Below are 26,235 nucleotides of genomic sequence, written 5' to 3' on the forward strand. Positions count from 1 at the left end.
GCCGATGATGGAACAATATATCGAGATCAAGGCCAACAACCCAGGGTCGATGCTCTTCTACCGGATGGGCGACTTCTACGAGCTGTTCTTCGAGGACGCTGTGGACGCGTCGCGAGCGCTCGGCATCACGCTGACGCGGCGCGGCCAGCACATGGGGATCGACATTCCGATGTGCGGCGTGCCGGTCCATGCGGCCGACGATTATCTGCAGAAACTGATCGCTCTCGGCTTCCGCGTTGCCGTCTGCGAACAGGTGGAAGACCCTGCGGAAGCGAAGAAACGCGGCGGAAAATCGGTGGTGAAGCGCGATGTCGTGCGCCTCGTCACGCCCGGCACGATCACCGAGGAAAAGCTGCTCGTCGCCTCGGAATCCAACTACCTGATGACGCTCGCGCGCATCAAGGGATCGACCGATCCGCAGATGGCGCTCGCCTGGATCGACATCTCGACCGGTGTCTTCCGACTGGCCGAAACAGATCCCTCGCGTCTGCTTGCCGATATCCTGCGCATCGACCCGCGCGAGCTGATCGTCCCCGACACGGCCTTCCATGATGCGTCCTTAAAACCCGTCTTCGACGTGCTCGGCCGCGTCGTCGTGCCGCAGCCTTCTGTCCTCTTCGATAGCGCAACCTCGGAAGGCCGCATCGCCCGTTATTTCGGTGTCGGCACGCTGGACGGCTTTGGCACTTTTTCCCGCGCGGAATTGGCTGCCGCTTCTGCTGCTGTCGCTTACGTCGAAAAGACCCAACTTGCCGAACGCCCGCCGCTCGGCCGGCCGGAGCGTGAAAGCGGCGCCTCGACGCTGTTCATCGACCCTGCCACCCGCGGCAATCTCGAACTCACCCGCACCCTGTCCGGCGAGCGCGACGGCACGCTGCTGAAGGCGATCGACCGTACGGTCACTGGCGGCGGCGCCCGCCTGCTGGCCGAACGGCTGATGTCGCCGCTGACGGATCCCGAGCGCATCAATCTGCGGCTCGATTCCATCTCCTTCCTGATCGAGGAACCGGGCCTCTGCTCCGAACTGCGCTCGGCCCTCAAGCACGTGCCGGATATGCCGCGCGCCCTGTCGCGCCTCGCGCTCGACCGTGGCGGCCCGCGCGATCTCGGCGCCATCCTTGTCGGCCTCGAAGCCGCACGCGGGGTTGCCGCCTTCCTCGGCGAGGCCATGCTGCCGGAAGAACTCTCCGCAGCTCTCACAGATTTGAAATCCCTGCCGGCGCAGGTCGAAAGCCTACTTGCCGAAACGCTTGCCGAAGAACTGCCACTCCTCAAGCGCGATGGCGGCTTCCTCGCCGATGGCGCCAATGCCGAGCTGGATCAGGTCCGTGCCCTGCGCGATCAGTCGCGAAAGGTGATCGCAGGTCTGCAGCTGGAATACGCGGAAGAGACCGGCATCAAGTCGCTGAAGATCAAGCACAACAATGTGCTCGGTTACTTCATTGAGGTCACGGCCGGAAATTCCGGCCCGATGACCGACACGCCGGAAGCCAAGGCGCGCTTCATCCATCGCCAGACGATGGCGAATGCCATGCGTTTTACCACAACGGAGCTTGCCGATCTCGAAAGCCGCATCGCCAATGCCGCCGACAAGGCGCTGACGATCGAGCTTGCCGCCTTCGACCACATGGTATCGGCCGTCACGGCTGAAGCCGAGGCGATCAAGGCCGGTGCCCGTGCGCTTGCCATCGTCGATGTCGCAGCCGGCCTCGCCATGCTGTCTGAGGAATGGGATTACCGCCGCCCGATCGTCGATGCGTCCCGTATGTTCGCGATCGAGGGCGGTCGCCATCCGGTCGTCGAGCAGGCTCTGCGCCGCCAGTCTTCCGGCCCGTTCATTGCCAATGAATGCGATCTTTCGCCCAAGGATGGTGGCGAGTTCGGCGCACTCTGGCTGCTGACCGGCCCGAACATGGGCGGTAAGTCGACCTTCCTGCGCCAGAACGCACTGATCGCCATCCTCGCCCAGATGGGCTCCTTTGTGCCGGCCGCATCCGCCCATATCGGCATCGTCGACCGCCTTTTCTCACGCGTCGGCGCTTCTGACGATCTCGCCCGCGGCCGTTCCACCTTCATGGTGGAAATGGTCGAGACGGCAGCCATCCTCAATCAGGCGACCGACCGTTCGCTGGTCATCCTCGATGAAATCGGCCGCGGCACCGCCACCTTCGACGGCCTGTCGATCGCCTGGGCCGCCGTCGAGCATCTTCACGAAGGCAATCGCTGCCGCGGCCTGTTCGCCACCCATTTCCACGAACTCACCGTGCTTTCGGAAAAGCTCAGCCGGCTTTCCAACGCGACGATGAAGGTCCGCGAATGGGACGGTGAGGTCATCTTCCTGCACGAAGTTGGCCCGGGCGCCGCCGATCGTTCCTACGGTATCCAGGTCGCTCGTCTTGCCGGCCTTCCGGACTCGGTCGTTGCCCGCGCCCGCGATGTCCTGACACGGCTGGAGGATTCCGATCGCAAGAACCCGGCAAGCCAGCTGATCGACGATCTGCCGCTCTTCCAGGTCGCGGTGCGGAAGGAAGAGACGCGCCGTGGTGCTTCCAAGGTCGAAGAAAGCCTGAAGGCGATCAACCCGGACGAGATGAGCCCGCGCGAGGCATTGGATGCGCTTTATGCGCTGAAGAAGCAAATGGGAGAGAAGTAGGGCTGTAACCCATTGGCGGCACGGGGCGGGATACCCCCCTATGCCCTGCCGGGCATCTCCCCCACACGGGGGAGATCTGTCCGTGGCGACCTCTCGCTTCCCTCAGCGGTCGATGTCCGGGCGATGTACGAGCGCCCAGCCCATCTCCCCACCTGTGGGGGAGATGGCCGGCAGGCCAGAGGGGGGCGCCTCACATGCTGTTAACAATATTGGCATCCACCCTCCCGCTGCCCTATATTCCTGCTTTCGCGTCAAAATGGAGCCCCAGCGTGAGCGTCGCCTTCGTCAAGGAAGAGAGTGCCGAAACGGCCGCAGAAACCCTGCTGCCGGATCGTGTCATCTCGCCCCATCTCAATCTGGTGACGGAAACCGGCCTCAAGGCGCTTGAAACCCAGCTGAAACAGGCGCGCGAAGCCTATGAGGCGGCCCAGGCGGTCGAGGATATCAACGAGCGCCGGCGTCAGTCGGCCGGCCCCTTGCGCGATATTCGTTACCTGGCCGAACGCGTCCGCACCGCCGAACTCGTGGCGGTGCCGGCGTCGAACGACTTGGTCGCATTCGGCAGCACGGTCAAATTCAGCCGCGACGATGGCCGTGTCCAGACTTACCGCATCGTCGGCGAGGATGAAGCCGATCCGAAAGCGGGTTCCGTTTCCTATGTTTCGCCGGTTGCACGGGGCCTGATGGGCAAGACGGTCGGCGATCTGATCGTGATTGGTGATCAGGAACTTGAGGTTGTCGCCATTTCCTGAGGTTTTCAGACCGGGCCGCTAACCAAGACGTGCATTTCGGGTTAGCGATGGATTGAGATCGCCTGCGTGAAAGGGTATCTGGCTGTACCGCATCTCGAACAACAGGGCCTCTCCCGGCATGATTCCAGCTTTTCTTGTCACCCATTCCGGTGGCTTTCATGCCGACGAAACTCTGTCCAGCGTCATCCTGACCCGCCTTTTCCCGGAGGCGAAGATTGTCCGCAGCCGCGCGCCGGAATGGATCACGCCTGGTTCCGACCGCATCATCTACGATGTCGGCGGCGCTTATGACGCCGAAAAGGGCATTTTCGATCATCACCAGCGCGGCGCGCCGCTGCGCGAGGATGGCAACCCTTACAGTTCCTTTGGCCTGGTCTGGAAACATTACGGCCGTGATTATCTGATAGCACTTGGCATCCCTGCCGATCATGTCGAGCCTTTGCATGCCTCGTTCGACAAAAGCTTCGTTCTGCCGATCGATCTCATGGACAATGGCGCACTCAACCCGTCCATCGCCGGCCCGCTGGCAGGTCTCACCCTGCCGTCGCTTCTCGAAACGCTGAAGCCTGTTTTCGACGAGACCGATCCCGAGGCCGAAATGCGGGGCTTCAACACGGCGCTCGGTATTGCCCGCAGCTTCGTCGAGGCAAGGATCGCTGGCAGTGCGGCAAAGCTGCGCGCTGAGGCACTGGTCATGAAGGCGATTGCCGAGACGGGCGAAGGCCGCGTTCTCGAATTGCCGGTCGGCATGCCGTTCCGCCCCTCTATCGTTAAGGCCGGCGCCGATCATCTTCTCTTCGTCGTCCACCCGCGCGACAAGGACTGGTGCCTCACCACGATCCGCCGCAGCGAGGAAGGTTTTGAAGCCCGCGCCGACCTGCCGGCCGCCTGGGCAGGCTTGACGAATGGCGATCTCGAAGCCGCCTCCGGCGTGAAGGGCGCCACCTTCTGCCACAATGGCCGCTTCATCGCCGCTGCAAAAACGAAGGAAGCCGTGCTCGCCATGGCGGAGATCGCGGTGAAAGAAGCACTGGCCGCCGGCACCGAGGCGAACTAGAGCAGATCCAGCAAAAGTGCGCAGCGGTTTTGCGTCCGGAGCTGCGTAAAATCAGTGAGCTAGCGCAGGAATTTTCCGGGAAAGGATGCCCGCAGCAATGATGGCCGTCACGATCTACCATAACCCGGCCTGCGGCACGTCCCGCAACACACTCGCCATGATCCGCAATGCCGGCATCGAGCCGACCATCATCGAGTATCTGAAAAACCCGCCGAGCCGCGGGGAGCTGAAAGCCATGATCGCCAATGCCGGCCTGACGGTGCGCGAGGCGATCCGCGAAAAGGGAACGCCCTATGCCGAGCTTGGCCTCGGCGATCCGTCGCTGACGGATGATGCGCTCCTCGATGCCATGCTGGCGCATCCGATCCTGATCAACCGGCCTTTCGTCGCCACACCGCTCGGTACGCGTCTCGCGCGCCCTTCGGAACTGGTTCTCGATATCCTGCCCGAAGGCCAGAGTGGTGCCTTTGCCAAGGAAGATGGCCAGCAGGTGATCGACGCTGACGGCAAGCGTCTTGTCTGAGCGTGTACCCCTTGCGGCCGTCGCAGGGCTCGGGGTCACCCAGATTATCGGTTACGGCACGCTCTATTACAGTTTCAGCATTCTGGCGCCGGATATGGCGAACCATTTTTCCTGGTCGACCGAATGGATTTTCGGCATCCTTTCGGTCGCACTGCTGATCGGCGGTTTTACCGCCCCCTGGCTCGGTGTGCTTTTCGACAGGATCGGGGCAGGGCGGGTGATGACGATCGGCTCTGCCATCGCGGCCTTGGCGCTTGCCGCCTGCGCGATGGCGCCGGGCAGGGCATCCTATGCATTGGCGTTGATCGCGATCGAGATTTCGGCCAATCTCGTGCAATATGGTGCGGCCTTTGCCCTGCTCGTGCAGCTTCGCCCGCAGGCCGCATCCCGCAGCATCACCTATCTGACGCTGATCGCCGGTTTCGCTTCCACAGTGTTCTGGCCGGTGACGACACTGCTGCATGCCCATCTTTCCTGGCAACACGTCTATCTCGTCTTTGCCGCGCTCAATCTTCTCGTCTGCCTGCCGATCCATGCCATGCTGGCACGCGGCCCCGCCCGACGGCGGGAAAAGGCGCCCTCGGCCCTGCCGCGCATGGAAGGCAGTCTTCCGGCTGAGCGGCGGCGCATCGGCTTCAGCCTGATGGTGGCTGGCTTTTCCTTCATGTCGCTCGTCAGCGCCGCCGTGCTCGTCCACATGGTCCCGCTTCTGTCGAACCTTGGCCTCGGTGCGGCGGCGGCACTGATCGGAACGACCTTCGGCCCGTCTCAGGTGGCAAGCCGGCTGATCAACATGGTGTTCGGCAAGGGCCTTGCCGCACTTCACCTTGCGCTGGTCGCCGCAGTCCTTATTCCGCTCGGAGTCACAGTCCTTCTCGTGACGGCCCCTTCCGTCACCGGCGCCCTCGTGTTCGCCGTGATCTTCGGCATGGGTAACGGCCTGCTCAGCATCGTCACCGGCACCTTGCCGCTGCAGCTTTTCGGCAGTGAGGGTTATGGTAGCCTGCAGGGCCGGATGATGGCGGCGCGGTTGATCCTGTCGGCGCTGGCGCCCTTCCTGTTTTCGCTTTCCATGCAGAATATCGGCACTGCATGGTCGCTTGCTCTTGCCGCCGCGATCGGTTCGCTGGCGATCGTCTGCTTTCTGTGCATTTCACCACGCCGCATCCCCGCATGAAATAACTACGAGACGGGCTTCGGGTCCTGCCCCTCGGCTGCGAACATGTTATGGTCATGCCGAAACGATATTGAGGCCGTTCGGCCGCCATTGCCGGGATCGTCGTCTTGCTTACCGTTCCTCTGCCTTTCCTTGCCGGGTTGGTTTTTGCGCTGGCACTTCACCAAAGCCTGAAGGGCGCTGACGTGCCGGGAAGCCGCCGTTATTTCACGGCTTTCCTCATTCTTTATGCCCTGCAGGGCCTGATCGTCGGCCTGCATTTCGGTTACGGTGTGAGCGAGCTTGCGCCGGTACAGCCTGTGACGGCCGCCGCGATGCCGCCACTGGCCTTCCTCGCTTTCCGCGAACTCACCGGTGTTCCTTCGCCATCGCCCTTCCTGCACCTTCTGCCGCCGGTCCTCGTGCTTTGTGCGGTGATTGCCCTGCGGCCTCTGGTCGATCCCCTTCTTCTCGGCGTTTTCATCGCTTACGGCATCGCGCTCTGGCGGCTGACGCGGACGGATGACGAGGATCTGATGGCCGAGGCCAAGCTGGAACGCATGCGGCCGGCTCTTCGAGCTGCAAGGCTGACGGCGGCATTGATGTTCTTCTTTGCCGCGGGCGATGCCGCGATTGCCATTCATGCAGCCTTCAATGGTCCCGGCAGTGTGCCCTTCGCGATCACGGTGATGAACATTGTCGGTCTTGCTACGGTCGGCCTGTTTTACATTTCGCCGCAACGGGCTTTGCAAAAACCGCAGCCGGTGGCGGATCCGGCCCCGGAGGATGCTGCGATCGTCGCCCGCGCGACGGCGGCGCTGGATGCGGGTGATCTTTATCGCGACGAAAATCTGAGCCTCGCCAAATTTGCCCGCAAGGCCGGGATCCCGGCCCGCGACCTTTCGTCCGTACTCAACAGGGTAACCGGCCTCAACGTCTCGCAATTCGTCAACAATCGGCGCGTCGGTGAAGCCTGCCGCCTTCTTGAGGAGACGAGCCAGCCGGCGACGGCAATCATGTTCGATGCGGGGTTTTCGACGAAATCCAATTTCAACCGCGAGTTCCGCCGCGTGACCGGCATGAGCCCGCGCCAATGGCGCGCAGCGCGGCGCTCTGCAACGATTCCGGCAAATAACGGGCTTGACCTTGTGGCCGCGAAGAAACAACTTGGAAACGTCCAGCCCTGATAATGGCTGGAATGGGTGCCTTAAACATCCGTCTGCCGCCCTGGCAGGCGAGACCGAGAGAAGACCGGCACCGGCGGGAAGACATGGCAAGACACGATATCGACTTTTCCGAACTCATGGATGTTGACCGGCTGAAGGCCGATTGCAAGGCAGTGGTGGAAGGCGGATCCCGTCCTTCGCTGGAGGTGCGTGCAGCCCTTCTGCCGATCCTGAGAAAGGCAAGCGTCGAGGGCCGGGAAAAGGCGCGCGAACTCCTGAACAAGGATGGCAGCGGCATCAACTGCGCCCGCCGCATTTCCTGGATCCAGGACAATCTGATCTGCGTCCTGCACCAGACGATCGTCGAGCATCTTTATCCGGAAGGCCGCGATATCAGCGTTGCGGCGGTCGGCGGTTACGGCCGCGGCACGTTGGCGCCGGGCTCCGATATCGATCTTCTTTTCCTCCTGCCGGAAAAGAATACCGAAGGCATGCGCAAGGCGGTCGAGTTCCTGCTCTATCTGCTCTGGGACATGGGCTTCAAGGTCGGCCATGCGACCCGCACCGTCGAGGAATGCATCCGTCTGTCGAAGACCGACATGACGATCCGCACCGCAATCCTCGAAATCCGCTATATCTGCGGCCGCGAGAACCTGGTGAAGGAGCTGGAAAGCCGCTTCGACCACGAGATCGTTGCCGATACCGGCCCGGAATTCATCGCCGCCAAGCTTGCCGAGCGCGACCAGCGCCACAAGAAGGCGGGCGATACGCGTTACCTCGTCGAGCCGAACGTCAAGGAAGGCAAGGGCGGGTTGCGCGACCTGCACACGCTGTTCTGGATCGCCAAATATTATTACCGCGTCCGCGATACGGCCGATCTGGTCAAGCTCGGCGTGCTGTCGCGCGAAGAGGCGCGTTCCTTCGAAAAGGCCGATGACTTCCTTTGGGCTGTCCGCTGCCAGATGCACTTTTTGACCGGCAAAGCCGAGGAGCGCCTGTCCTTCGATATCCAGCGGGAGATCGCGACAAGCCTCGGCTACAATGCAAGACCCGGCCTTTCGGCGGTCGAGCGCTTCATGAAGCACTATTTCCTCGTCGCCAAGAATGTCGGCGACCTGACCCGCATTCTCTGCGCCGCCCTTGAGGATACCCAGGCCAAGGCGGCACCCGGCATCACGCGCCGCGTCATCTCGCGCTTCACCAAGCGTCAGCACAAGATCGCCGGCACCGTCGATTTCGTCGAGGATCGTGGCCGCATCACGCTGGCCGATCCGGGCGTGTTCAAGCGCGATCCGGTCAATATCATGCGCTTTTTCCACGTCGCCGATATTACCGGCCTGGAACTGCATCCGGATGCCCTGAAGAGCATTTCGCGCTCGCTGTCGCTGATCGACAATACGGTTCGCGAGGATGCCGAAGCCAACCGCCTCTTCCTCTCCATGCTGACCTCGAAGCGCGATCCGGCCCTGATGCTGCGCCGCATGAACGAGGCCGGTGTGCTCGGCCGCTTCATTCCGGAATTCGGCAAGGTCGTGGCGATGATGCAGTTCAACATGTATCACCACTACACGGTCGACGAGCACCTCATCCGCTCCGTTGAGGCTTTGTCGGAAATCGACCAGGGCAGGGCGGCCGAAATTCATCCGCTCGCCAACAAGCTGATGCCCGGCATCGAGGAGCGTGATGCGCTCTTCGTGGCCGTCCTCCTGCATGACGTCGCCAAGGGCCGTGACGAAGACCACTCGATTGCCGGTGCCCGCGTTGCGCGCCGCCTCTGCCCGAGGCTTGGCCTCAATCCGAAACAGACTGAACTCGTCGTCTGGCTGATCGAGGAACACCTCGTCATGTCGATGACCGCCCAGACCCGCGACCTGCACGACCGCAAGACGATCACCGACTTTGCCGAAAAGGTGCAGTCGATGGACCGGCTGAAGCTGCTGCTGGTCCTGACGATCTGCGATATCCGCGCCGTCGGCCCCGGCGTCTGGAACGGCTGGAAGGGCCAGCTTCTGCGCACGCTCTATTACGAGACCGAGCTGCTGCTTTCCGGCGGCTTTTCCGAAGTCTCCCGCAAGGAGCGCGCCAAGGCGGCCGAAGAGGCACTGTCCAAGGCACTCGGTGACTGGAGCCAGAAGGAGCGCCGCGCCTTCTCGAAGCTGCATTACCAGCCCTATCTCCTCTCCGTCTCGCTGGACGATCAGGTGCGCCACGCGCAGTTCATCCGCGAAGCCGATCGTGCCGGTCAGGCACTCGCCACCATGGTGCGCACGGACAGTTTCCACGCCATCACCGAGATCACGGTTCTGGCGCCTGACCATCCGCGCCTTCTGTCGATCATCGCCGGCGCCTGTGCCGCTGCCGGCGCCAATATCGCCGATGCGCAGATTTTTACGACCTCCGATGGCCGCGCGCTCGATACGATCCTGATCAACCGCGAATTTTCGATCGACGAGGACGAGTTGCGCCGCGCCGGAACGATCAGCCGGATGATCGAGGATGTTCTGGCCGGCAAGAAGCGCCTGCCGGAAGTCATCGCCACCCGCGCCAAGTCGAAGAAGAAGAACAAGACTTTTCAGATCCCGCCGTCCGCGATCATCTCTAACGGCCTGTCGAACAAGTTCACGGTCATCGAGGTCGAATGCCTCGACCGCACCGGCCTGCTTGCCGATATCACCGCTGTGCTGGCCGACCTGTCGCTCGACATCCATTCGGCCCGCATCACCACATTCGGCGAAAAGATCATCGATACGTTCTATGTCGTCGATCTCGTCGGCCATAAGGTCACCAACGAGAACCGCCAGGGTAATATCATCGCAAGGCTGAAGGCGGTCATGTCCGAGCAGGAAGACGAGATGCGCGCAGGCATGCCCTCCGGCATCATCGCCCCGTCACCGGTGCCCACCCCGGTCGCGCCGGCGAAGAAGTCGAAGGCGAGTGCGTGATGTCGCACGCTCTCAATTGCGTTTCGCCCCTCATCCGCCTGCCGGCACCTTCTCCCCGTTCTGACGGGGAGAAGGGATATGCCGCGTCGCTCATCGTTCCCCCTCGCCCCGTTTACGGGGAGAGGGTGCGCCGAGCAAAGCGGAGGCGGGGTGAGGGGCTTATCTCTACGGCCGCCATCCGCCATCCGGTCGCCATCATCCGCCCGAGCATTGCCACCCCATGAGCCTCGTCAGAAAATTCGCGACCGTCGGTGGCGCCACGCTTGGCAGCCGCATTTTCGGCTTCGCCCGTGAAACCTTCATGGCGGCCGCACTCGGCACAGGCCCGATGGCCGACGTCTTTTACGCAGCCTTCCGCTTCCCCAACCTCTTCCGCCGCCTCTTTGCCGAGGGCGCTTTCAACGCCGCTTTCGTGCCGCTCTTTTCCAAGGAGATCGAGGCGAATGGCGTCGAGGGTGCCAAGCGGTTTTCCGAAGAGGTTTTCGGCGTCCTGTTTTCCGCGCTTTTGATCATCACCATCGTCATGGAACTGATGATGCCATGGCTGGTGGAATGGATCATCGCGCCGGGTTTTGCCGATGACGCGGAAAAGACCTCGCTCACCATCCGCATGGCGGCGGTGATGTTTCCCTATCTGATGTGCATGTCGCTGACGGCGATGCTGTCGGGCATGCTGAATTCGCTCCACCATTTCTTCGCGGCCGCCATCGCCCCGGTCTTCCTGAACGTGGTGATGATCGCTGCCCTGTTCTACGGCCTGTGGATCCATGCCGATCCGCAGACGATCGCCTGGTATCTCTCCTGGAGCGTGCTGCTCGCCGGCCTGCTGCAGATGGCGGTGGTCTATGCAGGTGTGCGCCATGCCGGCATCAATATCGGCTTCAAGCGGCCGCGCATGACGCCGAACGTCAAGCGCCTTCTGGTGCTTGCCGTTCCTGCCGCTATTACCGGCGGTATTACCCAGATCAACCAGATCATCGGCCAGGCGATCGCCTCGGGCAAGGAAGGCGCAATCGCCGCCCTGCAATATGCCGATCGTATCTATCAGCTGCCGCTCGGTGTCGTCGGTGTCGCGGTCGGAGTCGTGCTCCTGCCGGAACTTGCCCGTGCCCTGAAAGGCGGCTTTGCCAAGGAGGCCGCCAATATCCAGAACCGCTCGATCGAGTTCGTGCTGTTCCTGACGCTGCCCGCCGCCGCCGGCCTCTGGATCCTGTCGGACGCCATCATCCGCGTGCTCTACGAACGTGGCCAGTTTTCGGCCGAAAACACAGCCGTCGTCGGCTCTATCCTCGCCATTTACGGCCTCGGCCTGCCCGGCTTCGTGCTGATCAAGGCGCTGCAGCCCGGCTTTTATGCCCGTGAGGATACCAAGACACCGATGCGTTTCACCATGCTCTCGGTCGTCATCAATTCCGGCCTTGCGATCACGCTTTTCCCGCTGATCGCCGAGCGCGGCATCGCGACCGCCGAGGCGGCTGCCGGCTGGACCAATACCGTGCTTCTGTTTTCCACGCTCGTCTGGCGCGGCCATCTTGCCTGGGAATGGGCGCTTGCCCGCCGCACGGCGCTGCTTCTTGTCTCGACCGCGATCATGTCGGCAGCGCTTCTTTATGCCATGCCTTATGCGTCCGCATGGCTCGCGCCAGGCGTACCGCTTGTGCAAAAGGTTGTGGCTCTGTTCGGTCTGCTCGGACTTGCCATGATCGTCTATTTCGCCTGCGCCTTCCTGATCGGCGGCGCCGATCTTGGGATGATCAGGCGCAACATGAAGCGCAAGCCGAAGGCGCCTGCCCCTCCGCAGCAATAGCGGGCGGGGCGTGGGCGTCCGTCAGTAATGGCTGCGCTTCTTCTTGTAGCGCGCAAGCGTCCGCTTGGCAGCGCCCTTGCTGCAATAGTTCCATGTCCGCTTCGGCCCGACATCGACATGGATGATGCCGTTGCAATACTGGCCGATGCCACCGATGCCGGGGGCGGTTGCCGCGGCGGCCAGAATGGCCCTGTCGGATACGCCGGGCACCCGGATATCGGCGGCAAAACAGCGGCTGTGCTGCGAATGACCGGCATGCGGGCGATGGCCGGAGGTTACCACCGGCTTGTGGCCGGTCTCGACGGCGATGTGGGCGAGGACCGCTTCCAGCTTGTCGGGAAAACAGCCGGTACGCACGCTGATGCGCTGAACGGTGTAATAGGCCGAATAATCATGCTTGAAGGATGAGCTGCGGCGCTTCTCAGTCTCGGCAGCCTGGGTGGGAAGGGCGAAGCCGGCAGTCAAAAGGCAGGCGAGCGCGACGCGAAAAAAGATGCGCATAGGTGTCTCCAGAGAAAGGACCTGTCGTCATCGCAGGCCGTCTTGTTCTGGGCGGGGTATTTCTTTTCCAAAAGTGACGTGAATAAGGAGCAATATGCTCCAAACTGGGATTTATCCGCCTAAATACTTAAGCTGCATTAACCATAGGGCAAACGGATTCCCCGGAATATCAGGCAATTCCGGTTCTCCGGCGATATCGTTTAGGCGGCTAATGTTTTGATTTACCGGCGAGAATCTCAGCTGGCGGCCAGGCAGGGGCCCGTTTCTTCCGCGCCCGCGATGACGACGATGTTCCTGCCGCGGCGTTTCGCCTCATAAAGAGCCTCGTCTGCCGTTTGCAGCAATTTTTCAAGCGAAATCTCGGCGGGAAGACCAAAGGCGACGCCAAGGCTGGCCGTCACGCAGCCATCTTCAAGCCCCCTGTGACGGATGCCGAGCGCCTCTATGCCGGTGCGGATGCGCTCGGCCATGGCAAGCAGGGAGAGCGGATCACGGCCACTCGAGAGCACCAGAATTTCCTCCCCCCCGAAACGGAAGACATGCGAGCTGGCATCGGCGGCATTGCGGATCGAGTTGGAGACGGTCCGGATACAGGCATCGCCTTCGAGATGGCCGTGGACATCGTTGAAGCGCTTGAAATGATCGATATCGAGCAGGATCGCCGAGACGGTGGGCTGTGTCGATGCGTTCCGCCAGATCTCCCCGCTGATGCGGGCCAGCGAGCGCCGGTTGAGAAGCCCGGTCAGCTCATCGCGTTCGGCATTGTATTCCAGCTGCCGGTAGAGGAGGCCAGCCCTCAGGCGGTTGAGGAAATTCTGGCGGTCCGTGCGCTCGAGAAAATAGGCGCTGACGACGAGGAAGACGGAGAGCGTCAGATAGAATGTCAGGATGCCGATATAGGAGACCGTGTCGAAGGCGCCGCTCAGATGGGTGCTGATGAAATGCGAGGCGCACATCAGCGCCAGTCCGATGACGATCGCCGGAAAGCGAGGCCTCAGCGAAATCACGAAGAACAGGAAAGCCGCGGCATTGTAGTTCTGATAGGCGAAGAGATAGGGGCTCGTGCTGTAAACCGCGACCGTCATCGGCAGGGTCACGCTGAGGATCGCGATGATGACTGTGAGGAGGTTGTAGAGCCCGGAACTCGGCCAGCGCTGCAGCAGCATGATCGAGAAGAGCACGATCGGCGTGAACACCATCAGGCGGATGATCAGCAGTTCACCCAGCAGATCCGGCAGCATGGCGCGGTCGCAGAAATAGATCAGGTTGTAGATGATCAGCCCGACCACGCCCCAAACCGGCACGAGGCGCAACCGGTCCGCACCATAATCCGTGCGGAACAGGGCTTCGATCCGCGGGGAAAAACGCAGGAAGCCGAAGCCACGCCCGATCTGGTTCTCCACCTCTTCCAGCGTCACGGCGCTCATGAGGGATGCTCCGGGTGAAAAGTGAATTACACGCTAGGATGGAATGTTAACCGGAATCTAAAGACGGGATGGCTGGTTTCGGTAAGCCGGCAGGCATCGCCGTCATCCGCTGTCAGCGGTAGCAAAGGCGGGAAAGCGGCATGTCAGAAAACCGTCACATACCATCGGTTGACCCGATTCTCCCCGGCGGCCATAGTGGGGCCGTACATCATGTGTCCCATCTGGATGTGGCACCGCCCGACCGGTGCTGGCTCCTCCGCAAGAGGTTGTTACGTTGTTTGGATTTTTCAAAAGCTCTCCCGCCCCGAAACCCTTTGCTCTCGCCGGCACGTCACGGCTGGATGACAAGCTTTCGGCTGCTGCCGACAAGAAGGGCAAATACGACAAGAAGGACGCGCCGCTTTCCATTACGGAAATCGCCTCCATCTGCCTCGATGTCGCCTTCGGTGGTGCCAATGGCGGCGGCAGCGCCGGTTATGCCGGGCTTGGCCAGAGCATCGCCCAGGGCGCGCAGAACAGTTACAAGGCAAAGGGCAATGGCAAGATCCAGGTGCCACCGAACCCGCTTTTCGTCGGCCACGGCCATAGCAAAGGCGATATGACGACCGAAAGCCCGGCGACGCTGAAATACCTGCAGCGGCGCCGGATCAAGGAAGTCGGCGGCAACGGTTTCAGCATTGCGGGCTCCGTCGCCGTTGCGGCCTCGATGGGTCATCTTCCAGTCAATGCGCTGTCAATCGCCCGACAGACGAACACGACGGTCTCCACCGCAGCCCATCTCACCAAGCTGAAAATGCTGGCCAGCGAGATCGACGCGATAGATGCCGAGGCGCAGCGTGGCGTCACGCTGTCGGAACTCGTGCGCGAGGTCATTAAGGTCAAGGCCCACAAATCCGGCATCGAAGGCACGAAACTTGTCACCGGTTCCATTCCGGTCCTCGGCGAAATTATCACCGCTGGTGTTTCGGCCGCCGTCAACGGTTCGGTGGCGGTGACGAAGACATTCGACAAGGCCTTTCACGCCAGAAATTGCGCCCGACTGGCGCTGGAAATCCACTGGCGCGCCTATCAGGAACAGTTTTATGCCTGGTGCCGCATGCATCGTCGCGATCCGGCGGAGTTTTTTGCAAAGGACAGCTATCTCGCCCGCCGCAAGCCGCCGCGCCTGACCGGCCTCAACCTGCGTCAGGCCAATGAGAAGCTGCGCGAGGACGCTCGCCCGCCACGGCTGACGGGCATGGGTCTTTCCGCCGCGCGCGAGGCGCTCGAAGCCCATGCGCCGCCGGCAAGCCGGCTGCCCTCGGCTGAATTCGATAAGGTCGTGCACGAGGCCCGCCAGAGTTTTTATTTCCATCGCGATGCCGGCCCCGCGACACGGCTGGTAAGCGAGCTTTTCACCCGACGCTCGGCGCTCGCCATGCTCGGCAGCTATGATATCGGCGCGCTGATCATGGAGCCGGGCGGTTGGGTCGCGCTCACCGACAAGATCTCGTCCCTCTGAAAGCAGCCTGCCGCCATGTCCCGTTCGATCTTTCTCGTCACCCTCGTTGTCGATGACTATGACAAGGCCAAGGCCTTTTATTGTGGGTCACTCGGCTTCGAATGTCTGGAGGACACTGTCCAGCCCGAAGGAAAGCGCTGGCTGACGGTGAAGCCGAAGGGCGGGGAGGGGGCGGCGCTCCTGCTCGCCGAAGCCGTTACCGAAGACCAGAAGGCGGCGATCGGCCGTCAAGCCGGCGGCCGGGTCGGCTTCTTCCTGAAGACCGACGATTTCGCCCGCGATCATGCCGCCATGATTGCCTGCGGCGTAAGCTTTCTCGAAGAGCCGCGTTACGAAGTCTATGGCACGGTGGCGGTGTTTTCCGATCCTTACGGCAACACCTGGGATTTGATTGAGCCTGCTGCCGGTTGAGGCCTTGATTGCACACCGGCAGGCGTGCATAAGCCCGCCCATCAGCTACATGGCCCGCGGGGCGTGGGCGCCGGAGGAAATCAAACCTTTGGGGCTTTCGTATTCCAGGACCTGAGGCCTTCCACCAGCCTATCGAGGACGACATGAATTCTTTCAAGCCGCTTGTCTTTTCCGGCGTGCAGCCGACCGGCAATCTCCATCTCGGCAATTATCTCGGCGCCATCCGCAAGTTCGTGGCCCTGCAGGAAAACAACGACTGCATCTATTGCGTCGTCGACCTGCATGCGATCACTGCCCAGCTCGTGCATGACGACCTGCGTGGCCAGATCCGTTCGATCGCGGCCGCCTTCATCGCCTCGGGCATCGACCCGAAGAAACACATCGTCTTCAACCAGTCGGCCGTGCCGCAGCATGCGGAACTCGCCTGGGTCTTCAATTGCGTCGCCCGCATCGGCTGGATGAACCGCATGACCCAGTTCAAGGACAAGGCCGGCAAGGACCGCGAGAACGCCTCGCTCGGCCTGCTCGCCTATCCGAGCCTGATGGCCGCCGATATTCTCGTCTACCGCGCCACCCATGTGCCGGTCGGCGACGACCAGAAGCAGCACCTGGAACTCGCCCGCGACATCGCGCAAAAATTCAACATCGACTTCCAGGATAAGATCCGCACCACCGGCACCGGCGTCGACATGGTCGTCGGTGAAGAGCCGATCCATGGCTATTTCCCGCTGGTCGAGCCGCTGATCGATGGCCCCGCACCGCGTGTCATGTCGCTGCGCGACGGCACCAAGAAGATGTCGAAGTCGGATCCGTCCGATCTGTCGCGTATCAACCTGATGGACGATGCCGACGAGATCCTGAAGAAGATCCGCAAGGCCAAGACCGATCCGGAAGGCCTGCCGACCGAACTCGAAGGCCTGAAGGGTCGCCCGGAAGCCGACAATCTCGTCGGTATCTATGCAGCGCTCGCCGACAAGTCCAAAGCGGATGTGCTTGCAGAATTCGGCGGTCAGCAATTCTCGGTCTTCAAGCCGGCGCTGGCCGATCTTGCCGTGCATGTGCTTGCGCCGATCTCGCTCGAAATGCGCCGCCTCCTGGACGACACGAGCCATATCGACGCGATTCTGCGCGATGGCGGCGAGCGGGCAAGTGCACGGGCCGAAAAGGTCATGGGCGAGGTCTTCGACATCGTCGGCTTCCTGCGCTGATCGCAAACAATCCAGGCCGAGACATCGTCAACCCGCCAGCCTCAACTGGCGGGTTTTCATTTTCTGCCATTCGTATAATTTCGCCATCACGACCGCGTCGGTCGACTACGTGCATGCATGGGGGACGTCATGGTATCGAAACGGCTATCTCGGCTTGAAGGTCACAGGCGCAAGTTCATGGCGGTCATCGACGGCACGCCGGAATGCGAAAAGGCGGTCTATTATGCCGGCCGCCGCGCGAAAAACACCAATGGCGGCATGGTGCTGCTCTATGTCATCCCTGAAGGCGATTTTCAGCAATGGCTCGGCGTCGAGCAGATCATGCGGGCAGAAGCCATGGAAGAGGCCGAGGCCGTGATGGCAAAGGCCGCCCAGAAGGTGCGCGAGGCGATCGGCATCGATCCGGAAATCGTCATCCGTGAAGGCAGCGCTCCGGAACAGATCAACGCGCTCGTCGAGGAAGATCGCGATATTGCCATTCTCGTGCTTGCCGCCGCCTCTGCCAAGGAAGGACCAGGCCCGCTGGTTTCCGCCGTTGCCGGCCGCGGTGCCGCTTTTCCGATCCCCGTCACCGTCCTGCCGGACGTGCTGACCGACGAGGAAATCGACGCGCTGGCCTGATGCGTATCCGAACTTGGCCGCATCACCCGCTGTTGTGACTTGACCCTTAGGGCATAAAGGCGCACTTGAACCTAAAGCTGATAAGGCTTATCTTCTTTTGAAGAATTCTAAACAAGGGCCGCTATCGCCCGGGAGACGATCCATGTTCATCCAGACGGAAACCACGCCGAACCCGGCGACGCTGAAATTTTTGCCCGGCAAGGTCGTCATGGAACGCGGTACCGCAGATTTCCGCAATGAAGGCGAAGCCGAGGCCTCTCCTCTCGCTGCGCGCCTGTTTGCAATCGGCGGCGTTTCCGGCGTCTATTTCGGTTACGACTTCATCACCGTCACCAAGGAAGATGCCGAGTGGCAGCACCTAAAGCCGGCGATCCTCGGCTCAATCATGGAGCATTTCATGTCCGGCCAGCCGGTCATGGGCGGTGTGTCCTCGCTTGCGGAAGATCTGGACGAGGAAGGCGAGTTCTTCGACGCGAATGATGAGACCATCGTCGCGACGATCAAGGAACTGCTCGAAACCCGTGTTCGCCCGGCTGTGGCCCAGGATGGTGGTGACATCACCTTCAAGGGTTACAAGGAAGGCACCGTCTATCTCAACATGAAGGGCGCATGCTCCGGTTGCCCGTCTTCGACGGCGACCCTGAAGCATGGTGTGCAGAACCTTCTGAAGCACTTTGTGCCGGAAGTTCAGGCGGTCGAGGCTCTCTGAGCCTCACCCGTCCCGCATCCGATCTCCCTTTCGTGACCGACCCGATATGATTGTTCTGGCCATCGACACTGCCGGTGTGGATTGCTCCGCTGCCATTTACGATGTAGCGGCGGGCAAAACCCTGTCCGTCGTCACCGAGATGATCGGCAAGGGCCATGCTGAGCGGCTGATGGAGATGATCGACACGGCGCTCGATGACGCCGGCCTGCCACTATCGGCAATCGGTCGGGTAGCGGTCGTCATCGGTCCCGGCTCGTTTACCGGCATCCGCGTCGGTGTTGCAGCGGCCCGCGGTTTTTCGTTGGCACTCGGCATCGATTGCGTCGGCGTGACGACGCTCGAGGTTTTGGCAAGAACCTATCTTCAGGCGCATCCGCAAAAGCCCGTCGTTGTTGCGATGGATGCCAAGCGCAACGAGATTTATACCCAGGCTTTCTCTGCCGCAGGTGCAGCGCTCGATACGCCGCAGGCACTGTCGCCGGATGATTTCGATGCTCTCGTTACCGGCTTTTCGGCAGCCGTGACCGGCTCCTGGACCGAGCACAAGGAAGGTGCACTTCCGGTGCCGGATCGTTTCGATATCGGCATGGTGGCGCGGATCGGTGCGGAAAAGCCAGCGGATGCGGCGCGGCCAAAACCCTTGTATCTTCGTGGCCCGGATGCCAAACCGCAGACCGGATTCGCGCTGGCCCGCCAGTAGGGCCAGAGCATGTCGCGCAAAAGTGTGCAGCGGTTTTGCGAAAACGACATGCCAAAACAAAATGCTGCCAGCGCGATGGTTGGGATGGAACCATGTTCGACGATTATCTGAGCTGGAAACCGTTTTTCGAGGTGGTCGCTCTCGAAGTGGATGACTGCGTCGAGATTTCGGACTTGCATGGTCAGCGCTTTCCGAGACAGTGGAGCGATGGCGAATTCCAGAACCTCGTCCTGCAGCACAATGTCTTCGGTTTCGCGGTTCGCCAGACCAATGCCTTTTTCTCAAAACCGCTTGCCGGTTTCGTGCTCTGCCGTGAAGGCGGCGGTGAGGCGGAAATTCTGACGGTTGCCGTTGCCGAAAAATATGGGCGACAAGGTCTCGGCTGGCGGTTGATGCAGGCCGCCCTGCGTGAAGCCGTGTCGCGCGGCGCCGATACGATGTTTCTCGAGGTCGAGGCCGCCAACAAGCCCGCTGCCGATCTTTATGCCAAGCTCGGCTTTCGGAAAGTCGGGGAAAGACCGTCCTATTACACCGGTGCCGATGGGCGACGGTCCGCCGCGCTTGTCATGAGCCGCGTTCTTCGCTAGTTCCTGACTTTCTACTTGAACGTTTCGAAGGCTAAAACGTCATGACGGATCTTTCCAAAACCCTGGAGGAGCTGTGTGCCGAAAAAGGCATGCGCATGACGGACCAGCGCCGCGTGATTGCCCGTATCCTGCAGGATTCCGACGATCACCCGGATGTCGAGGAGCTTTATCGCCGCTCTTCCAAGGTCGATCCGCGCATCTCGATCTCCACAGTCTACCGCACGGTCAAGTTGTTCGAGGACGAGGGAATCATCGAGCGCCACGATTTTCGTGATGGCCGGTCGCGCTATGAAACGGTGCCGGAAGAGCATCACGATCACATGATCGACCTCAACACCGGCAATGTCATCGAATTCCAGTCTGCGGAAATCGAGGCGCTGCAGGAGCGCATTGCCCGCGAACTCGGTTTTCGCCTCGTCGGCCACAGGCTGGAACTCTACGGTATCCCGCTCGACAAAGACGACCAGTAAGGACGACCGGTGATTACCAATATCCGGATCGGCCTCGTCCTTTTCAGCCTTGTCGTGGTGACGCTGGTCCTTTTGCCGTTTCAGCTCGTCGGCCTTGCGTTCGATCTGAAGATCCGTCGTTACGTGCCACGCCTTTGGCACCGCAGCGCCTGTTTCCTGCTTGGTATCCGCATCCATGTTCACGGCAAGATGGATGCACGCCGACCTTTGATGCTGGCCTCCAACCACGCCTCCTGGAAGGATATTCTCGTCCTCGGTGCCGTTGCCGATGTCGTTTATATCGCCAAGGCGGAAGTCGCGAACTGGCCGGTCTTCGGCCTGCTCGCCAAGCTGCAGAAGAGCATTTTCGTGGTGCGCGAGGAAAAGCGCCGCACCGGGGATCAGGTCAACGAGATCGCCGCCCGCATGAATGCCGGCGAGATCGTCGTGCTCTTTCCCGAAGGCACGACTTCGGACGGCAATCGTCTTCTCGAAGTCAAGTCGTCCCTTTTCGGCGCCGCTGCCGCGGCGGCACCGGCGACAGCTGAAAAGATCGTGCATGTACAGCCGGCGGCAATCGCCTATACGCGGGTCAACGGCATGGCGATGGGCCGTTATCACCGCCCGATCGCCGCCTGGCCCGGCGATATCGAACTTTTGCCGCACCTGATGGGCATATTGCGGGAAGGCGCGCTTGATGTGGAAGTCGCCTTTGGCGACACGATCGATTTTCGCGCCGGCGACAACCGCAAAAAGCTCTCAGCCGACGTCACGGCCCAGCTTCGCAAACTGCTGACACGGCATCTGCGCGGCAGGAATTACGACGAATACGACGAGAACGTGAAATAGAAGCCTATTGCGCCTCGGCCCTCCGCCTCCCATTTGCGCCAGACGGTCGAAGAAGTGAAGACAATCGAAAGATTGAACAAGTCAGGCGCGTTACGGCGGGTTATCGAAACCTGCCATAGGCCAACAATCTGGAAGAGAGAATGGATCCGCTTGGAAGTCTGATTGCCTGGTCTGCCGAATATGGCCTGCTCGGGGTTTTCCTGGTCGCCTTTTCGGAGCGGGTCGTACCGATCTTTCCCTCCTATGCAATCCTGGTGGCGATCGGCATTGCATCGGAATCCGGATCCTGGTCTGCGCCGGCAGCACTGTTTGCAGCGGTCGCCGGCAGTTATGTCGGTGGATCCATCTATTATCTCTGTGCAGTCAGCGTTTCCGAGCAGCGTTCGGTTCGTTTCCTCACCCGCTTCGCCCTTCTCTTCGGCACCTCTTCGGCTCGTGTTGAAAGCCTCATCCTCTATTTCCGCACCAATCAGTCGGCACTGTCCTTCACCTCTCAACTTGTGCCCACCATCCGTCTCGTCGCGCCGGCAATCGCCGGCCTCTTGAAGGTAAGCCCCGGTCCGTTTGCGGTCGCCAGCGCACTCGGCGTGGCGATCTGGAACGGTCTGTTCTTTGCCATCGGTTATATCTGCGCCCGCCTTTCCTTCGACGGCAACGTGTCTGAACTGGCACTGGAAGTGATGATCATCCTGATGGTGGTCGAAAGCCTGGCTTTTGTCGTCTGGCGCCGCTGGCGCAAACGGAAGGCGGCGGTTGAAGGGTAAAGCCCACGCACAAATCAGCCCCTCACCCTAACCCTCTCCCCGTTTTGACGGGGAGAGGGGACGTGCCCCAAGCGGGGCAGACAGGGTGCGGCAAGTTTCCTTCTCCCCGTCAGAACGGGGAGAAGGTGCCCGGCAGGGCGGATGAGGGGCAATCTATTCAGGAAACGCTTCAATTCCGGCCTTTCTTGCGTTATGAGCGGCTCATGAACGAACACGTCTCCTGTCCCACGCCGGCCGAAGCGCCGGTCGATCGTCCCAACAGCAAAAAGGTCTTCATCAAGACCTATGGCTGTCAGATGAATGTCTACGATTCCGTGCGCATGGGCGATGCGCTGGCGAGCGAGGGATATGTGACGACGGAAGAGATGGGCGAGGCCGATCTCGTTCTGCTCAATACCTGTCATATCCGCGAGAAGGCCGCCGAAAAGGTCTATTCGGCGCTTGGCCGTCTGCGCGACATGAAGAAGGCACGTGCCGCCGAAGGCCGCGAATTCCTGATCGGCGTTGCCGGCTGCGTCGCCCAGGCCGAAGGCGAGGAAATCGTTCGTCGCGCGCCCTCGGTCGATGTTGTCATCGGACCGCAGACCTATCACCGCCTGCCGGAAGCCTTGCGCAAGGCGCGCGCCGGCAAGGCCGTCGTCGATACGGAATATGCTGTCGAGGACAAGTTCGCGCATCTGCCGGCCACCGAAAAGGCCGGAATTCGCGCCCGCGGCGTCACGGCGTTCCTCACCGTGCAGGAAGGCTGCGACAAGTTCTGCACCTTCTGCGTCGTGCCTTACACGCGCGGCTCCGAAGTTTCCCGTCCCGTGCAGCAGATCCTCGACGAGGCAAAGCGTCTTACCGAAAGCGGCGTGCGCGAAATCACGTTGCTCGGCCAGAACGTCAATGCCTGGCGCGCGGCCGGCCCGAACGGTGCCGACTGGGGCCTTGCCGATCTTCTCTATCGCCTCGCCGAAATTCCGGGCCTCGCCCGCCTGCGCTATACGACCAGCCACCCGCGCGACATGGACGACCGGCTGATCGAGGCGCATCGCGATCTGCGCTCGCTGATGCCCTATCTGCATCTGCCCGTTCAGGCCGGTTCCGACCGTATCCTGAAGGCGATGAACCGCCGTCACACCGGCGCCGAATATCTGCGGCTGATCGAGCGCATCCGCAATGCCCGTCCCGACATCGCGATGTCCGGCGATTTCATCGTCGGTTTCCCCGGCGAAACCGATCAGGACTTTGAAGACACGCTGAAAATGGTCGAGGAAGTGAACTACGCCTCGGCCTTCTCGTTCAAATATTCGACCCGCCCCGGTACGCCCGGCGCCGATCTCACCGATCAGGTGGCCGAGGAAATAAAGGCCGAACGTCTGGAAAGACTGCAGGCCCTGCTCTTGAAACAGCAGGCCGACTTCGCCAAATCCTGTATCGGCAAGACCATCGACCTGCTTCTGGAAAAGCCCGGTCGCATGCCTGGCCAGGTCATCGGACGCTCACCTTGGCTTCAGTCTGTGAATGTTGATGCAAAAACATCGCAAATCGGTGAGATTATCCGTGTACGAATCATTGGAACCGGCCCGAACAGCTTGTTTGCCGAACCAGCAGAGAGTTTAATCGGAGCTTGAGGTTAACTGGGAGATTGCCTGCTTGAACGGACGTGAATTGGCTTCTTCATCCGCGCGCCAGCCCCGCACCGCCGCGACCGACGCCAATCACTTTGTCCTGACGTTTGAGAACAACAGGTTCGCCAGCGAGCTTTTCGGCCAATTCGACCAGAACCTGAAACTGCTGGAGCAGCGGCTCAATATCGATGCCCGTCCGCGCGGCAATTCGGTTGCGATCTCCGGCGACGTCATGGCCACCAATCAGGCCCGTCGCGCACTCGATTTCCTTTATGAACGTCTCCAGAAAGGCGGCTCCGTGGAAGCATCCGACGTCGAAGGCGCAATCCGCATGGCCCAGGCGGCCGACGACCAGCTGCAGCTGCCGACCATGGAGAAGAAGGCAAAACTCTCCATGAGCCAGATTTCCACCAAGAAGAAGACGATCGTTGCCCGCACGCCGACGCAGGACGCCTATATGCGCGCCCTGGAGCGCTCGGAACTCGTCTTCGGCGTCGGCCCGGCCGGTACCGGTAAGACCTATCTCGCCGTTGCCCATGCCGCCCAGCTGCTGGAGCGCGGCGCCGTCGACAAGATCATCCTGTCGCGTCCTGCCGTCGAAGCCGGCGAACGCCTCGGCTTCCTGCCCGGCGACATGAAGGAAAAGGTCGATCCCTATCTGCGGCCGCTTTATGACGCGCTCTACGACATGATGCCGGGCGACAAGGTGGAGCGGGCAATCACGGCCGGCGTCATCGAAATCGCGCCACTCGCCTTCATGCGCGGTCGCACGCTGTCGAATGCCGCGATCATCCTCGACGAGGCGCAGAACACGACCTCGATGCAGATGAAGATGTTTTTGACCCGTCTCGGCGAAGGCGGCCGGATGATCATCACCGGCGACCCGAGCCAGGTGGACCTTCCGCGCGGCGTCAAATCCGGTCTGGTCGAGGCGCTGCAGATCCTGAAGGGTGTCGAAGGCATTTCGGTGATCAAATTCAAGGATACCGATGTCGTGCGCCATCCGCTGGTCGGCCGCATCGTCAAGGCCTATGACGCGCAATATGCCGTTCACGAGGAAAGCGAGGATCTGGACCGGTAATCCCGGCCGGATCACTATTCATGCCCGAACTCGATATTCAGATCAGTGTGGAAGACGAAGGCTGGCCGCAAGAGCCGGCCCTGGAGGCGTTGAGCCTCAAGGTTCTTGGCGCTGCCGCCGCGTTTCTTGCCAAAAACGAAGACCAGCCCTTCCCGAAAATGGCGCCGGAAGTCTCGCTTGTCTTCACGAATGATGCGGCAATCAAAGAAATCAACGCCGAGTGGCGCGGCAAGGACAAGCCGACCAACGTCTTGTCTTTCCCCGCTTTTCCGCTTGAACCGGGCGGCATGCCCGGCCCGATGCTGGGCGATATCGTCGTCGCCCGCGAAACTGTCGAGCGGGAAGCGGTTGATCTCGACAAGACTTTCGACGATCATCTGACCCATCTACTCGTCCATGGGTTCCTGCATTTGTTCGGCTACGACCATATCGAAACGGAAGAAGCCGAAGAAATGGAAGCCCTGGAAACTAGCATTTTGGCCGAACTCGGCCTATCTGACCCCTATGCGGGGCAGGACCCGTTAACATAGTTTGAGATTATGAACGACTTTTCGACAAGCAATGCCCGCGAGGGCAAGGACTCCGAAGCCTCCTCGGACGAGGGCAGTAGTCACTCTAGGGAACCTCTTGCGAGGAACCATCACTCCTTCTGGTCGCGCGCGCTTCGGCTGCTGCGGCCGTCTCAGGGAGAGCAGTTGCGCGAGGATCTCGCCGACGCCCTGATGACTGACACCAATGTCAGCAATGCCTTTTCGCCCGAAGAGCGGGCGATGCTTCATAATATCCTTCGCTTCCGCGAGGTCCGCGTCGAGGACATCATGGTGCCGCGCGCCGATATCGAAGCTGTCGATATGGGCATGACGATCGGCGATCTGATGATCCATTTCGAAGAGACCGGCCGCTCGCGCATGCCGGTCTATGGCGACAATCTCGATGATGCCCGCGGCTTTGTCCATATCCGCGATCTTCTCTCCTATCTGGCCAAGCAAGCACGTAACAAGCGCCGCACCAGCGGCCGCGCTTCTGCATCTGCTGCTGCCGTTACCGCCGAAAAGCCGGAAAAGGCGGTCCGCACGCCGCGCGCTGCCTTCGATCTTGGTCGTGTCGATCTCGAGCAGACGGTCGCCGAGGCTGGCCTGATCCGCAAAATCCTGTTCGTGCCGCCGTCCATGCTGGCCTCCGACCTGCTGCAGAGCATGCAGGCGGCCCGCACCCAGCTGGCGCTGGTGATCGACGAATATGGCGGCACCGATGGTCTCGTCTCCCATGAAGACATCGTCGAAATGGTGATCGGCGATGTCGAGGACGAGCACGACAATGACGAGGTCATGTTCTCGCAGACCGGCGAAGACGTGTTTCTCGCAGACGCCCGCGTCGAACTCGAGGAAATCGCCGAGGCGATCGGTCCCGATTTCGATATTCGCGACCGTCTCGAGGATGTCGATACGTTGGGCGGCCTGATCTTCTCGGCGCTTGGCCGTATTCCGGTGCGCGGCGAGGTCGTTCAGGCGGTGCCGGGCTTCGAATTCCAGATCCTCGATGCCGATCCGCGCCGCATCAAGCGCGTTCGCATCATGCGCAAGCGCGCTCTCGTCCGCCGTCGTCTGAAAGGGGAGGGGGAACTTCTTCTCACCGATCAGCAGCAGCATCCGGCAGCTCTCCTGCCGCCGCCGAGCCGGCCGGAAGGGGATCAGCCACAGCGCTGACTTTCAACGCCCGGCTTCGGGACAAGCCGCATTTTTTTTGGAAGACTGCGGC

The 26,235-nt window shown here is 61.2% G+C and carries 24 protein-coding genes; 22 read left to right on the forward strand and 2 right to left on the reverse strand.

Annotation, left to right across the window (positions count from 1 at the left end; all coding sequences use genetic code 11):
- Positions 1-4: 4 nt before the first annotated feature.
- The 8 genes from mutS (at position 5) to murJ (ending at position 12,056) form a co-directional block, all read left to right on the forward strand.
- Positions 5-2,653, forward strand: coding sequence for a DNA mismatch repair protein MutS (gene mutS / locus FHW37_RS17420; RefSeq protein ID WP_145639300.1), 2,649 nt, complete (start codon positions 5-7; stop codon positions 2,651-2,653).
- 269 nt (positions 2,654-2,922) lie between these two features.
- Entirely contained in the window at positions 2,923-3,405 is a 483-nt protein-coding gene (gene greA / locus FHW37_RS17430; RefSeq protein ID WP_145638645.1) for a transcription elongation factor GreA, read from the forward strand.
- 118 nt (positions 3,406-3,523) lie between these two features.
- Positions 3,524-4,462, forward strand: a complete 939-nt coding sequence (locus FHW37_RS17435; RefSeq protein ID WP_145638647.1) for an MYG1 family protein — start codon at positions 3,524-3,526, stop codon at positions 4,460-4,462.
- 100 nt (positions 4,463-4,562) lie between these two features.
- Positions 4,563-4,985 (forward strand): arsenate reductase (glutaredoxin), encoded by a 423-nt coding sequence (gene arsC / locus FHW37_RS17440; RefSeq protein ID WP_145639301.1) that lies wholly within the window; start codon positions 4,563-4,565, stop codon positions 4,983-4,985.
- Positions 4,978-6,162, forward strand: coding sequence for an arsenite efflux MFS transporter ArsK (gene arsK / locus FHW37_RS17445; RefSeq protein ID WP_145638649.1), 1,185 nt, complete (start codon positions 4,978-4,980; stop codon positions 6,160-6,162). The genes arsC and arsK overlap by 8 nt, the downstream gene beginning before the upstream one ends.
- Before the next feature lie 107 nt (positions 6,163-6,269).
- Entirely contained in the window at positions 6,270-7,328 is a 1,059-nt protein-coding gene (locus FHW37_RS17450; protein WP_145638651.1) for a helix-turn-helix domain-containing protein, read from the forward strand.
- Between the two features lie 83 nt (positions 7,329-7,411).
- A complete protein-coding gene (locus FHW37_RS17455; protein ID WP_145638652.1) occupies positions 7,412-10,249 on the forward strand; it encodes a [protein-PII] uridylyltransferase in 2,838 nt (945 codons plus the stop codon).
- A 220-nt stretch (positions 10,250-10,469) separates the two neighbouring features.
- Complete coding sequence (gene murJ, locus FHW37_RS17460) at positions 10,470-12,056, forward strand: murein biosynthesis integral membrane protein MurJ (protein WP_145638654.1); 1,587 nt, start codon at positions 10,470-10,472, stop codon at positions 12,054-12,056.
- A 21-nt stretch (positions 12,057-12,077) separates the two neighbouring features.
- Here murJ and FHW37_RS17465 read toward each other — a convergent pair whose 3' ends face one another.
- Positions 12,078-12,557 carry a DUF882 domain-containing protein gene (locus FHW37_RS17465; protein ID WP_145638657.1) on the reverse strand — a complete coding sequence of 160 codons (480 nt, stop codon included), beginning with the start codon at positions 12,555-12,557 and terminating at the stop codon, positions 12,078-12,080.
- Positions 12,558-12,793: 236 nt separating this feature from the next.
- The gene (locus FHW37_RS17470) at positions 12,794-13,984 is read right to left on the reverse strand and encodes a GGDEF domain-containing protein (RefSeq protein WP_145638659.1); all 1,191 of its coding nucleotides are present in this window, start codon (positions 13,982-13,984) and stop codon (positions 12,794-12,796) included.
- Between the two features lie 274 nt (positions 13,985-14,258).
- On the opposite strand from FHW37_RS17470, the gene FHW37_RS17475 reads away from it, so the two are divergent.
- From FHW37_RS17475 to FHW37_RS17540, 14 genes are all read left to right on the forward strand, one after another.
- Positions 14,259-15,485 (forward strand): hypothetical protein, encoded by a 1,227-nt coding sequence (locus FHW37_RS17475; RefSeq protein ID WP_145638661.1) that lies wholly within the window; start codon positions 14,259-14,261, stop codon positions 15,483-15,485.
- Positions 15,486-15,500: 15 nt separating this feature from the next.
- A complete protein-coding gene (locus tag FHW37_RS17480) occupies positions 15,501-15,896 on the forward strand; it encodes a VOC family protein (RefSeq protein WP_145638663.1) in 396 nt (131 codons plus the stop codon).
- A 143-nt stretch (positions 15,897-16,039) separates the two neighbouring features.
- On the forward strand, positions 16,040-17,104 hold the full coding sequence (gene trpS / locus FHW37_RS17485; RefSeq protein WP_145638665.1) for a tryptophan--tRNA ligase: 1,065 nt from the start codon (positions 16,040-16,042) through the stop codon (positions 17,102-17,104).
- Between the two features lie 129 nt (positions 17,105-17,233).
- Positions 17,234-17,725: a universal stress protein gene (locus FHW37_RS17490; protein ID WP_145638667.1), complete on the forward strand. Its 492-nt coding sequence runs from the start codon at positions 17,234-17,236 to the stop codon at positions 17,723-17,725.
- 142 nt (positions 17,726-17,867) lie between these two features.
- Complete coding sequence (locus FHW37_RS17495) at positions 17,868-18,434, forward strand: NifU family protein (protein WP_145638669.1); 567 nt, start codon at positions 17,868-17,870, stop codon at positions 18,432-18,434.
- 46 nt (positions 18,435-18,480) lie between these two features.
- Positions 18,481-19,134 (forward strand): tRNA (adenosine(37)-N6)-threonylcarbamoyltransferase complex dimerization subunit type 1 TsaB, encoded by a 654-nt coding sequence (gene tsaB / locus FHW37_RS17500; RefSeq protein WP_145638671.1) that lies wholly within the window; start codon positions 18,481-18,483, stop codon positions 19,132-19,134.
- Positions 19,135-19,226: 92 nt separating this feature from the next.
- Complete coding sequence (locus FHW37_RS17505) at positions 19,227-19,721, forward strand: GNAT family N-acetyltransferase (protein ID WP_145638673.1); 495 nt, start codon at positions 19,227-19,229, stop codon at positions 19,719-19,721.
- 41 nt (positions 19,722-19,762) lie between these two features.
- On the forward strand, positions 19,763-20,191 hold the full coding sequence (locus FHW37_RS17510; RefSeq protein ID WP_145638675.1) for a Fur family transcriptional regulator: 429 nt from the start codon (positions 19,763-19,765) through the stop codon (positions 20,189-20,191).
- Positions 20,192-20,200: 9 nt separating this feature from the next.
- A complete protein-coding gene (locus tag FHW37_RS17515) occupies positions 20,201-21,019 on the forward strand; it encodes a lysophospholipid acyltransferase family protein (protein WP_145638677.1) in 819 nt (272 codons plus the stop codon).
- A gap of 140 nt (positions 21,020-21,159) precedes the next feature.
- Positions 21,160-21,783, forward strand: coding sequence for a DedA family protein (locus FHW37_RS17520; RefSeq protein ID WP_145638679.1), 624 nt, complete (start codon positions 21,160-21,162; stop codon positions 21,781-21,783).
- Positions 21,784-21,986: 203 nt separating this feature from the next.
- Positions 21,987-23,399: a tRNA (N6-isopentenyl adenosine(37)-C2)-methylthiotransferase MiaB gene (gene miaB / locus FHW37_RS17525; RefSeq protein WP_145638681.1), complete on the forward strand. Its 1,413-nt coding sequence runs from the start codon at positions 21,987-21,989 to the stop codon at positions 23,397-23,399.
- 22 nt (positions 23,400-23,421) lie between these two features.
- The gene (locus FHW37_RS17530) at positions 23,422-24,477 is read left to right on the forward strand and encodes a PhoH family protein (RefSeq protein ID WP_145638683.1); all 1,056 of its coding nucleotides are present in this window, start codon (positions 23,422-23,424) and stop codon (positions 24,475-24,477) included.
- Between the two features lie 20 nt (positions 24,478-24,497).
- Entirely contained in the window at positions 24,498-25,007 is a 510-nt protein-coding gene (gene ybeY / locus FHW37_RS17535; RefSeq protein WP_145638684.1) for an rRNA maturation RNase YbeY, read from the forward strand.
- A gap of 9 nt (positions 25,008-25,016) precedes the next feature.
- Positions 25,017-26,183, forward strand: a complete 1,167-nt coding sequence (locus tag FHW37_RS17540; RefSeq protein ID WP_145638686.1) for a hemolysin family protein — start codon at positions 25,017-25,019, stop codon at positions 26,181-26,183.
- Positions 26,184-26,235: the final 52 nt, after the last annotated feature.

This window comes from Neorhizobium alkalisoli (assembly GCF_007829835.1).
GTDB lineage: Bacteria > Pseudomonadota > Alphaproteobacteria > Rhizobiales > Rhizobiaceae > Neorhizobium.

Bases quoted from the DNA above. Each gene is read 5' to 3' on its own strand.
- FHW37_RS17490 (WP_145638667.1), top strand. From the start codon at position 17,234: ATGGTATCGAAACGGCTATCTCGGCTTGAAGGTCACAGGCGCAAGTTC.
- FHW37_RS17520 (WP_145638679.1), top strand. From the start codon at position 21,160: ATGGATCCGCTTGGAAGTCTGATTGCCTGGTCTGCCGAATATGGCCTG.
- FHW37_RS17480 (WP_145638663.1), top strand. From the start codon at position 15,501: ATGTCCCGTTCGATCTTTCTCGTCACCCTCGTTGTCGATGACTATGAC.
- FHW37_RS17455 (WP_145638652.1), top strand. From the start codon at position 7,412: ATGGCAAGACACGATATCGACTTTTCCGAACTCATGGATGTTGACCGG.
- FHW37_RS17505 (WP_145638673.1), top strand. From the start codon at position 19,227: ATGTTCGACGATTATCTGAGCTGGAAACCGTTTTTCGAGGTGGTCGCT.
- trpS (WP_145638665.1), top strand. From the start codon at position 16,040: ATGAATTCTTTCAAGCCGCTTGTCTTTTCCGGCGTGCAGCCGACCGGC.
- murJ (WP_145638654.1), top strand. From the start codon at position 10,470: ATGAGCCTCGTCAGAAAATTCGCGACCGTCGGTGGCGCCACGCTTGGC.
- FHW37_RS17435 (WP_145638647.1), top strand. From the start codon at position 3,524: ATGATTCCAGCTTTTCTTGTCACCCATTCCGGTGGCTTTCATGCCGAC.
- arsC (WP_145639301.1), top strand. From the start codon at position 4,563: ATGGCCGTCACGATCTACCATAACCCGGCCTGCGGCACGTCCCGCAAC.
- FHW37_RS17495 (WP_145638669.1), top strand. From the start codon at position 17,868: ATGTTCATCCAGACGGAAACCACGCCGAACCCGGCGACGCTGAAATTT.
- ybeY (WP_145638684.1), top strand. From the start codon at position 24,498: ATGCCCGAACTCGATATTCAGATCAGTGTGGAAGACGAAGGCTGGCCG.
- FHW37_RS17470 (WP_145638659.1), bottom strand. From the start codon at position 13,984: ATGAGCGCCGTGACGCTGGAAGAGGTGGAGAACCAGATCGGGCGTGGC.
- tsaB (WP_145638671.1), top strand. From the start codon at position 18,481: ATGATTGTTCTGGCCATCGACACTGCCGGTGTGGATTGCTCCGCTGCC.
- mutS (WP_145639300.1), top strand. From the start codon at position 5: ATGATGGAACAATATATCGAGATCAAGGCCAACAACCCAGGGTCGATG.
- miaB (WP_145638681.1), top strand. From the start codon at position 21,987: ATGAACGAACACGTCTCCTGTCCCACGCCGGCCGAAGCGCCGGTCGAT.
- FHW37_RS17540 (WP_145638686.1), top strand. From the start codon at position 25,017: ATGAACGACTTTTCGACAAGCAATGCCCGCGAGGGCAAGGACTCCGAA.
- FHW37_RS17465 (WP_145638657.1), bottom strand. From the start codon at position 12,557: ATGCGCATCTTTTTTCGCGTCGCGCTCGCCTGCCTTTTGACTGCCGGC.
- FHW37_RS17510 (WP_145638675.1), top strand. From the start codon at position 19,763: ATGACGGATCTTTCCAAAACCCTGGAGGAGCTGTGTGCCGAAAAAGGC.